This window comes from Caballeronia sp. M23-90 (assembly GCF_053574605.1).
Genome location: NZ_JBSIPA010000232.1, coordinates 1 through 10,087, shown reverse-complemented (window position 1 = coordinate 10,087; position 10,087 = coordinate 1). Strand labels below are relative to the sequence as shown.

Sequence of the window (10,087 nt, the reverse complement as noted above, 5' to 3'; positions counted from 1 at the left end):
TACCGGCTGCGACCTGTGCGTGCCGCCCTGCCCCGTCGATTGCATCGCCATGATTCCAGTCACCGACGACAAGACCGGCTGGGACGCATGGACGCAGCCGGTACAAAGCTCGGGGATCACCGTGTGCATCTGCTTGGCCGCGCCAACGATGGCGTCCACCGGGCACGCTTGCAGGCACAACGTACAGCCGATACACAGGTTTTCGTCGATGATAGCAAGCGGCCGCGGCCGTTCAACACCGTTCTCCGGATTCAGCGCAATGACGGGCTTGCCAAGCAGGCGGGCAAGCCGCGCCACGCCTTCCTCGCCACCGGGCGGGCATTGGTTATAGCTCGCCTGACCTGCCGCGATGGCCTCGGCGTACGGCCGGCACGCGGGGTAGCCGCATTTTGTGCACTGCGTCTGCGGCAGCAGGTCTTCAATCTGGCTAGCAAGGGTCGTGGGGAAAGTTGCAATCACTGCTGTCACATTAACGGCTGGGGTATGGCGGCGCCGGCCGCATGAATCAGATGGACACGAAGCGAACAGGTCAAGATGCGGGAGGCATCCTGACACTGCAGACGATTCGCATTCAAGCGATCAAACGGCTAAAACCGACGACCACTTGTGGGGATATGTTCAAGCGCTTATGCTCGCGCTCGTTTTGATATCGCATTTGTGCGTTCGGGGCATTCGGCCTGGTTTCGATGCGTTGTGCCCGAGGCGGCATTATCGCCGAATTTCAAGCTGTTCCCAATCAATCCCAATTGCCAACGGGCCAACGATGTGCACATAATCAAATCGCTTTAGATTGACTGCAGGACGGTATTCCCAATCACGTTGGCGCAACCGATCCATCGCATGCTTCTTTAGGACACAGGAATGCATGACGCTACTCTCAAAACGCGGTTTGTCGATCATGAAGCCACCATGAACCAGCCAAAAATCAAAAGAGATCCTGAGGGCACGCGCCGCAGAATCCTGCTTGCCGCCGCCGAGGAGTTCGCGGCGGGAGGCTTGTTCGGGGCGCGTGTGGACCAGATAGCCCGCCGCGCCGAAACGAATGAGCGAATGCTCTACTACTATTTCGGCAGCAAGGAGCAGTTGTTCACCGCCGTCCTGGAACACGCGTTCACGGCGCTCACCGATGCGGAAAAATCGCTCGATCTGGAGGGCGTGGCGCCGGTCGAAGCCGTTACGCAGCTCGCGCATTTCATCTGGAATTACTATCGTGAGCACCCCGAGCTATTACGGCTGGTGAATAACGAGAACCTCCATGAAGCACGTTATATAAAGGGCTCCACGCGTATCCGCGAGCTCATCTCGCCCGTGGTCGCGAAGCTCGCGAAGATACTGGAACGTGGTCAACAAGCCGGATTGTTTCGCAATAACGTGGACCCCTTGCGCTTCTACATCACCTTGTCCGGGCTCGGGTATTACATCGTATCCAACCGGTTCACGCTGGAAGCCACGTTCGGGCTCGATTTCAGCGCTGACGCGGAACGCGATGAAATCATCAAGATGAATACGGAGTTGCTGCTCGCCTACCTGATGCGGCGCTGACCCACGCAACTGCGCAAGAACTCATGCATCCGACTCGGCACGCCTCACTGAAGGGGTCATGCCCGCAATGAAACACGCCGCGTAAGGACGCGGCGTGCGGTGTCATGCTGATCCGACCGATCCAGACTCAGGCGGGAACTGCTTCCTTCTTCGGCGCCTTGTCGTGCGAGAGAATGAATTCACGCAGTTGCGGGTACACCATCGTGCGCCAGCGGCGGCCCGAGAAAATGCCGTAGTGTCCGGCTTTTTCGGCGGTGTAGTGGCGCTTGTTCTTCGCAGGAATGCCGGTGCACAGGTCGTGAGCAGCGCGTGTCTGGCCGCTACCGGAGATGTCGTCGAGCTCGCCTTCAATGGTCAAGAGCGCCGTCTGCTTGATGTCCTGCGGACGTACACGCTCGCCGTTCACGTCCCACGTGCCTTCGGCCAGCTGGAAATCCTGGAAGACGATGCGAATGGTATCGAGGTAATAATCCGCGTCCATGTCGAGCACGGCGTTGTATTCGTCGTAGAAACGGCGATGCTGCTCTGCATCTTCGTCGTCGCCACGCATGAGGTTCTGATAGAAGTCCCAGTGCGCGGTCACGTGGCGCTCGGGGTTCATCGCGACAAAACCCGCGTGCTGCAGGAAGCCCGGATAGACCTTGCGGCCCACGCCCGGATAGTTCGCCGGGACCGTGTGGATCACGTTGTTCTCGAACCATTCGTAGGAATGTTCGCTTGCAAGCGAGTTCACGGAAGTCGGGCTGCGCCGTGCATCGATAGGACCACCCATCATCGTCATGGTCCGTGGCGTGTCTTCACCGCGGCTTGCCATCAACGATATGGCGGCGAGCACCGGCACGGTCGGCTGGCACACCGAGATCACGTGCAGGTCCTTCGCGCCGATGTGGCGGATGAATTCCTGGATGTATTCCACGTAGTCGTCGAGATGGAACGACCCGTCTTCGAGCGGGACCATGCGCGCGTCGAGCCAGTCGGTCAGGTAGACCTTGTGGTCCTGCAGCAGCGTTTTGACGGTATCGCGCAAAAGCGTGGCGTGGTGGCCCGAAAGCGGCGCGCACACCAGCACGATAGGTTCGGTCTTGAGGTCCGTGACGGTCGCGCTGTCGTCGGAAAAACGCTTGAAGCGGATCAGCCGGCAGAACGGCTTCTCGATCACGATCTGCTCGACGATAGGAATGGCGTGGCCATTCTTCTCGATCTGATGCAGCTCGAATTCAGGCTTCTCGTAATCCTTGCCCAGCCGATACAGCAGCTCGTAGCCGGCCGCGAGACGCGTGGAACCGGGAACATACGAAAGCGGACTGGACGGATTGGTGAACGACTTCGACGCCGCTTCCGCCCATGCTGTAAGCGGACTCAACATGGCCCGCTGGAATTCGTGAAGTTGATAGAGCATGTTTTACCCGTGTAAAACCGGCTGCGCCTGTGGTGAACGGCGGGGCCGGGGTTTGGCTTCGGATGCATTGTTTCGCCGAACGACCGGTCGGAAACCTTCTCCGATCATAGCCAAGAACACCGTTTTGTGCAACGCAGCATACGTGTCGTTTACCTCAGTAAAACGCTGGTTTTCACGCAAAACTCGTCAACTTTTGACTGAATATTACGAATCGCTTTCGTTTGTGCTCACGGCTTCCGAGGGTTTGTCCTGACGCTGCGCTGGTTGGCCGGTCGCCTTGGCCATGCCTTGCTCGTGTTTCATCAGGTTCATTCCCGTGTGCACGAGCGCCACGTGCGAAAACGCCTGCGGGAAGTTACCGACCTGACGTTTCGCGACCGTGTCGTATTCCTCGGCAAGCAAGCCGACGTCGTTGGCGAGTCCCACCAGCCGCTCGAACATGGCGAACGCTTCCTCCAGGCGGCCCTGGAGCGCGAGGTTATCGACGAGCCAGAAGCTGCACGCGAGAAACGTCCCTTCGCCAGGAGGCAAGCCATCCTGCACTTCGGCCGTGTGATAGCGCTTCACCAGGCCGTCGTGCGTCAGGTCGCGTTCAATGGCATCGAGCGTCGAGATCACGCGCGGGTCTTCCGGCGGCAGGAAACCGAGCAGCGGAATCAGCAGCAGGCTCGCATCGAGGTCGTCGCCGCCGTATGTCTGGACGAACGAATTCATCGATGCATTCCAGCTCTTCGAGCAAACGTCGGCGTGGATGACCGAGCGCTGGTTGCGCCAATGTTCGAGCGGACCTTCCAGGCCGAACTGTTCCGCCGATTTGATCGCGCGGTCGTACGCAACCCAGGCCATGACCTTCGAAAATGTGAACTGCTGGCGGCCGCCGCGCGTTTCCCAGATGCCTTCGTCGGGTTCCTGCCAGACCGTATCCAGGTGATCGAGCATGGCGCGCTGGATGGACCAGACGGTGTCGTCGCTTTGCAGGCCGCCCACCCGTGCGAGGTGCAGCGCGTTCATGACTTCGCCGTAGACATCGAGTTGCAACTGGTCGACGGCGCCATTGCCGACGCGCACGGGCTTCGAATCCTCGTAACCCGGCAGCCAGTCGACTTCCCATTCGGGCAGGCGCCGTTCGCCGGCAATGCCGTACATGATCTGGATCTGTTGCGGCGAACCCGCCATCACGCGGCCGAGCCACGCGCGCCATGCGCGGGCTTCGTCGTAGTAGCCGCTGCGCATCATCGCGAGGAGCGTGATGGTCGCGTCGCGCAGCCAGCAGTATCGATAATCCCAGTTGCGGGTTCCGCCAAGCTGCTCCGGCAGCGACGTGGTAGGTGCAGCGACGATGCCGCCGGTCGGCTCGTAGGCGAGCGCCTTCAACGTGATCAGCGAGCGGCGGATCGCCGGACCCCATCGGCCATCCAGGTTGCTGCGGCCGGACCACTCGAGCCAGAAATTTTCGGTGCGTGCGAACTGCGTATGCGGATCGCGGGCGGGCGGCAGGCGCAAATGAGATTGCGAATAAACGAGCGAGAAGGGCACACGTTCACCCTCGCTCACCGTGAACTCCCCGACCGTGCGCATGTTCTCGCCAGACAGGTCGATGGGCGTGCGCAGCACGCACAAATCGGGACCGGCGATGGCGCGAATGCCACTGTCGTCCGGAAGGCGGCTGACCCAGGGAATCGATGAGCCGTAATCGAAGCGCAGCACCAGTTCCATCTTCATCTTCACGGTGCCGCGCCGGCCAACGACGATACGCACGAGGTCGGACAGGCCATCGCGAACGGGCATGAAATCGATGAGCGAGACCCGGCCCTCGGGCGTTTCGAAATCGGTTTCGAGGATCAGCGTGTCGCCGCGATATTTGCGCGTGATGACCGGAGGCGGTGCGCCCTCGGGCAGGTCAGGCGTGATCAGCCAGCGGCCGTTTTCGGCCGTTCCCAGTAGCGCGGCGAAACAGGCGCCGGAATCGAAGCGCGGCCAGCACAGCCAGTCGACAGATCCCTCTTTCGAGATCAAGGCGGCGGTGTGGCCGTCGCCAACCAGGGCGTAGTCTTCGATCAGTGCGGGCATAGGCAGGTAGTGATTTCGATGAAGCGATTGGAGCGGTCGATTATGAAGTGCATTCGTATTTCGTGCGTTGGCATGCGAGTTTGGTGTTCACTTCAAAGCGATCGGTCGAACGGAATATGTAAGCTCAACTTGAAAATAAAGTGGACGAACGCCTAGAATGAAAGTTCGCGCCTGAGCGATGCCAGCTTCCGACCGGCATGCAGATTCTTATCGCACGACGCGTCCACGCTTGCCTGACGTCTTCGAGGAAATCGAACGTGAAAGCCATGCCGAATCCGTTGAGAGCCGATTGCATCGCCATCCTGTCTGCTGCGAGCCGTATTGCCGATACGTCCACGCTCATCGATCTCGATTACAAACATTTGGGCCTCTCGCGAAATGGGATGGAGGTCGCGGCGACGTTCCTGATTGAACGCGATTGTTTCACGCAGCATCGGGAAACGAACGGCTTGCTGGCTGTCGGCGGCCTTTCGCTGCAGGGCCGCATGCGCCTCGAGCAGCTTGCCAACGGGTGATTACAGCCTGGGTCGCATCTCCCAAGGTTCTTGATTTCAATGCCGCAACCTGATGCGAGACCGTTACGCACGATCTCGCATGGCGTTGCGCGCGTCCCGCCGGAACCTCAATCCCAAAGTACCGTCTTACCTCACCATGCTTCACGCGGTGGCCTGCGGCAAGACGGCGCCTGGGGCATGCAGCATTGTCAAAAATGCGTTGCGCTCAATCCGAACACGCCGATCAACCCGATGATGATCAGATAGATTGCAACAATAAAGTTGAGCAGGCGCGGTACGACCAGGATCAAAATGCCTGCGATGAGCGCGACCAGCGGACCGAGGCTCAGATGGATATCCATTATTGCTCCTTTGTTTTGATAGAAATTTGACTGAGACGCTGGTTGTAATTGGTTGGACGAAGGCATGCATCACGCGCCACATAACCTGAAACAAGCCGTAATAACGAACGATCAGGAGGTTTCAATGCATTCCGTTTTTACTTCTTCTTCCCCGCGTAGCGCCCCCACGCAAACTTCATGCCGCAACATGAATGTTCTGGTCAAGAGTTTCGCGGCGAGCGTGACGATAGGGCTGTCCCTGGCAGCGGGCCCAGCGTTCGCACAGAGCGCGTCCGACCCGTCCGTGAATCCTGCCGGGTCAGCCGAGAGCAGCGTATATGACCTGCTGGTCGGCACCTATACGGGCAGCGGCAAGAGCGAGGGTATCTATGTCTACCGGTTCGATACCGCCAGCGGCGCCATCACGCGTCTTTCCGCGACGCAAGCGGTGAATCCTTCTTATCTCGTGGTCAGCAAGGACAGGCAGCACGTCTATGCAGTCAACGAATTGCCCGGCGACAACGGTCCCGCATCGCAGCGCGGCGGCATCAGTGCGTTCCGGTTTGACCCGGCGAGCGGCCAGCTCACCTTCGTGAACCGCGTCTCGTCCGATGGCAACGATCCCGCGTACCTTGCGTTGTCCCCTGACGGCAGGTATCTGCTCACGGCGAACTACTCGGTGGCGTCGAACCCGGGCGGCAGCTTCGCCGTTTTCCCGCTGGAGGGCGAACGCGTCCTGCCGTCTGTACTCACGGTTCATCACGACGGCAGCGGTCCCGTGACCGGACGTCAGGATAATTCGCACGTTCATTCCACCGTGTTTTCGCCTGACGGCCGCTATCTATTCGCGCAGGACCTGGGCGCGGACAAGCTGTATTCGTACCGATACACCCCCGACGGCACACGTGGCCTCTTCGGTCCGACCGAATCGCGCTACACGCTGGTAAAACCGGGTTCGGGACCGCGCCACATGATCTTCGACGAAGCCGCCAAACATGCTTACGTGACGACCGAGATGAACGCGTCGGTGATGGTCTACGATTACGACGACGGCAAGCTCACGCTCAAGCAGACCTTGGCCATGACCACGCCCGGTTTCAAAGGAAAGATCGGCGGCGGCGCGATCCATTTGTCGCCGGACGGGCGCTTCCTGTACACGACCAATCGTGGCGATGTCAATGAGATCCTGACCTACGCCGTCAATCCCGCCGATGGTCATCTGAAACTGCTTGGCCGGCGTTCTACGCTCGGCAAGACGCCGCGTGAATTCGCCATCGATCCGACCGGCCGTTGGCTGATCGTCGGCAACCAGGACAGCGATAGCGTCTACTTCTTCAGGCGCAATCCGGAGACGGGGGAACTGGCATCGGATCCGAAGAAACTCGAAATCGGTTCGCCGGTCGATTTCAAGTTCGTTTCGCCTTCCTGACGATCTCCGAACGTAATTGGATCGTATTGATGTGCCAGGCCGCTTTCGATCCACGCGGCCTGGATTTTGCACAATAAGAGTTTTTCAACCCGCAGTGCCCGCCAGTTGCCGGTATGCAAGGAATCGACCGTTGAACATCATCACAGCATCGAGCAAAGAAACAGACCGGCCCAATGCCGCAGCGCCCGACGACTCGAAGGCGCCGCCTGGCTTCATCTGCGCGTTCCGCTTTTCCGGCGCCGAGGCGCTGCGCCTGTCCTGGGACGAAGCACGCCGGGAGATCGTCGGCGATGGCCCGACCTGGCTGCACCTGAGCGCCAACGACGACACCGTCGAAAGCTGGCTCACCGGCGTCACCGCCATGCCGGATGTGGCGCGGGAATTCCTGAACGGCGAGGACAAGCGGCCGCGCGTTCATATGGGATCGACCTTCATGTACGGCGTGGTCGCGGATCTTGAGCGCGTCGCGGAGACGCCCGACGCCGATCCGAACGCGCAGGCCACGCGCCGGGCAACGGGCGCGCTGCGCTTTTACGTCGATAGAAACCGCATGATCACCGTACGCGCGCAGCCCCTGCAATCGACTGACCGGCTGCGCCATGCAGTGCTTGAAGGCACGATGTTCCGCGACACGGTCGATCTCTTCGCGGGTTTGATCCGCGCGCTGAACGACACGTTTGCTGATCGTATCGATGAAATCGGTGATCGGCTCGACGACGTGGAGGAGGGCGTGCTCGACGGCCGCCATTCGAACTGGCGCGCGGAACTGGGATCGGTGCGAAGGCGGCTGGTGGAGGTGAAGCGGTTTGTCGATCCCGAACGCAACGCGCTCACACAACTCGTGACGCGGCGGCTCGACTGGGCCGAACCGCGCTCGATGGAAACCTTGATCCAGGCCATCCAGGTTCTGAACGGACTCGCCGCGGGGCTTGAAGCGCAGTACGAACGCGCGAAGTTGCTGCAGGACGAGATCGCGGCGTTGCTGTCCGAGGACATCAACCGCAAGCTGCTGTGGCTCGCAATCATGTCCGCGTTGCTGATGCCCGCGACGCTCGTCTCGGGCATCTTCGGCATGAACGTCGCCGGTTTGCCCGGCACGCACGACCACTATTCGTTCGCGGTCGTGATGGGCGTGATGGCGGGGTGCGCGGCCGTCACGCTGTTCCTGCTCAGGCGCTTGCGCTTGTGGTGATGCGTCATTCCGGCTGGCTCGGCGCGAGCACTTCGCGATTGCCGTTGGATCCCATCGGCGAAACGAGACCCGCCGATTCCATCTGTTCAACGAGCCGCGCGGCACGGTTATAGCCAATCCGCAACTGCCGCTGAACCGACGAAATCGATGCCCGGCGCGTACGCAACACGAACGCGACGGCTTCGTCGTAAAGCGGGTCGGCTTCGGCGTCCTGCGTCTCGCCGAACAAATCAGGCGTGCCGCCTTCGGGCGTCGGCCCCGACAAGATCCCTTCCTCGTACTCCGGCTCGCCGAACTGCTTCAGATACTCGACCACGCTGTGCACTTCTTCATCGGCCACGAACGCGCCGTGCACGCGCTGCGGATAGCCGGTGCCCGGCGGCAGGAACAACATGTCGCCGGCGCCAAGCAGCGATTCCGCGCCCATCTGGTCCAGGATCGTGCGCGAATCGATCTTCGATGAAACCTGGAACGCCACGCGCGTCGGAATGTTCGCCTTGATTAGGCCGGTGATCACATCCACCGATGGCCGCTGCGTCGCAAGGATCAAGTGGATACCCGCCGCCCGCGCCTTTTGCGCCAGGCGCGCGATCAACTGCTCGATCTGCTTGCCCGCGACCATCATCAAGTCGGCGAGTTCGTCGATCACGACCACGATCATCGGCAGCTTGGCGAGCGGTTCGGGCGCATCCGGCGTGAGCGAAAACGGGTTCGTCAGTTTCTTGCCGGCCGCTTCCGCGTTGCGAATCTTCTGGTTGAAGCCCTGCAGGTTACGCACGCCCACAGCCGACATCAGCTTGTAGCGCTTCTCCATCTCGCCAACACACCAGTTGAGCGCGTTCGCGGCGAGCTTCATGTCGGTCACGACCGGCGCGAGCAAGTGCGGAATGCCTTCATACACCGACAATTCCAGCATCTTCGGATCGATCATGATCAGGCGCACGTCTTCCGGTTTTGCCTTGAAGAGCAGCGACAGGATCATCGCGTTGATGGCCACCGATTTGCCTGAACCCGTCGTGCCCGCGACCAGCATATGCGGCGCACGCGCGAGGTCGGTGACGACCGGATTGCCGATGATGTCCTTGCCCATCGCGATGGTCAAAAACGACTTGGAATCGCGATACACGTCGGCTTCGAGGATTTCGGAAAGCCGGATCATCTGCCGTTTGGCGTTCGGCAGCTCGAGCCCCATGCAGGTCTTGCCGGGAATGGTCTCGACCACGCGGATCGATGTCAGTCCAAGGCCGCGCGACAGGTCCTTCATCAAGCCCACGATCTGGCTGCCGCGCACGCCGAGCGCCGGTTCGACTTCGAAGCGCGTGATGACCGGTCCCGCCGATGCGCCGACCACCGTGACCGGCACCTTGAATTCCTGCAGGCGCTGCTCGATCAACTGACCGGTAGCGGCGAGATGCTGCTCGGAGACGGGTTCGACTTCGTCGGACGCAGCTTCGAGCAGATCGAGCCCGGGCAGGTCCACCGCAGATGCCGCCGGCGCATGGAACTCGAACTCCGTCGCGATGAAACCACGGACCGGCGGCATCTGCGGTGGACCTGCCCGGGCTCGACCTGCTCGAAGCTGCGTCCGACGAAGTCGAACCCGTCTCCGAGCAGCATCTA

General features: G+C 60.7%; 9 protein-coding genes. 4 read left to right on the top strand and 5 right to left on the bottom strand.

The genetic code is table 11. The features are described from left to right. On the bottom strand, positions 1 to 459 hold a 459-nt coding region (locus tag ACRXB1_RS21135; protein ID WP_449493111.1), incomplete at its 3' end, for an RnfABCDGE type electron transport complex subunit B. Positions 460 to 909: 450 nt separating this feature from the next. Between ACRXB1_RS21135 and ACRXB1_RS21130 the strand changes: the two genes are divergently transcribed. After that, the gene (locus ACRXB1_RS21130; protein ID WP_062000773.1) at positions 910 to 1,542 is read left to right on the top strand and encodes a TetR/AcrR family transcriptional regulator; all 633 of its coding nucleotides are present in this window, start codon (positions 910 to 912) and stop codon (positions 1,540 to 1,542) included. A gap of 127 nt (positions 1,543 to 1,669) precedes the next feature. Here the strand turns inward: ACRXB1_RS21130 and ACRXB1_RS21125 are convergent, their stop codons facing one another. Both ACRXB1_RS21125 and ACRXB1_RS21120 read right to left on the bottom strand, forming a co-directional pair. Beyond that, entirely contained in the window at positions 1,670 to 2,941 is a 1,272-nt protein-coding gene (locus ACRXB1_RS21125; protein WP_075360508.1) for a polyhydroxyalkanoate depolymerase, read from the bottom strand. A 204-nt stretch (positions 2,942 to 3,145) separates the two neighbouring features. Next, complete coding sequence (locus tag ACRXB1_RS21120) at positions 3,146 to 5,011, bottom strand: glycoside hydrolase family 15 protein (protein ID WP_449493110.1); 1,866 nt, start codon at positions 5,009 to 5,011, stop codon at positions 3,146 to 3,148. Positions 5,012 to 5,277: 266 nt separating this feature from the next. On the opposite strand from ACRXB1_RS21120, the gene ACRXB1_RS21115 reads away from it, so the two are divergent. Continuing rightward, positions 5,278 to 5,526 carry a hypothetical protein gene (locus ACRXB1_RS21115; RefSeq protein ID WP_449493112.1) on the top strand — a complete coding sequence of 83 codons (249 nt, stop codon included), beginning with the start codon at positions 5,278 to 5,280 and terminating at the stop codon, positions 5,524 to 5,526. Positions 5,527 to 5,714: 188 nt separating this feature from the next. On the opposite strand, the gene ACRXB1_RS21110 is transcribed toward ACRXB1_RS21115, so the two are convergent. Then, on the bottom strand, positions 5,715 to 5,867 hold the full coding sequence (locus ACRXB1_RS21110) for a DUF3096 domain-containing protein (RefSeq protein WP_075360510.1): 153 nt from the start codon (positions 5,865 to 5,867) through the stop codon (positions 5,715 to 5,717). A 187-nt stretch (positions 5,868 to 6,054) separates the two neighbouring features. On the opposite strand from ACRXB1_RS21110, the gene ACRXB1_RS21105 reads away from it, so the two are divergent. Beyond that, a complete protein-coding gene (locus tag ACRXB1_RS21105) occupies positions 6,055 to 7,275 on the top strand; it encodes a lactonase family protein (RefSeq protein ID WP_449493109.1) in 1,221 nt (406 codons plus the stop codon). A gap of 130 nt (positions 7,276 to 7,405) precedes the next feature. Further along, the gene (locus ACRXB1_RS21100) at positions 7,406 to 8,467 is read left to right on the top strand and encodes a transporter (protein WP_449493108.1); all 1,062 of its coding nucleotides are present in this window, start codon (positions 7,406 to 7,408) and stop codon (positions 8,465 to 8,467) included. Positions 8,468 to 8,471: 4 nt separating this feature from the next. On the opposite strand, the gene ACRXB1_RS21095 is transcribed toward ACRXB1_RS21100, so the two are convergent. Then, a partial coding sequence (locus tag ACRXB1_RS21095) for a DNA translocase FtsK (RefSeq protein ID WP_449493107.1) occupies positions 8,472 to 10,087 on the bottom strand: 1,616 nt, incomplete at its 5' end.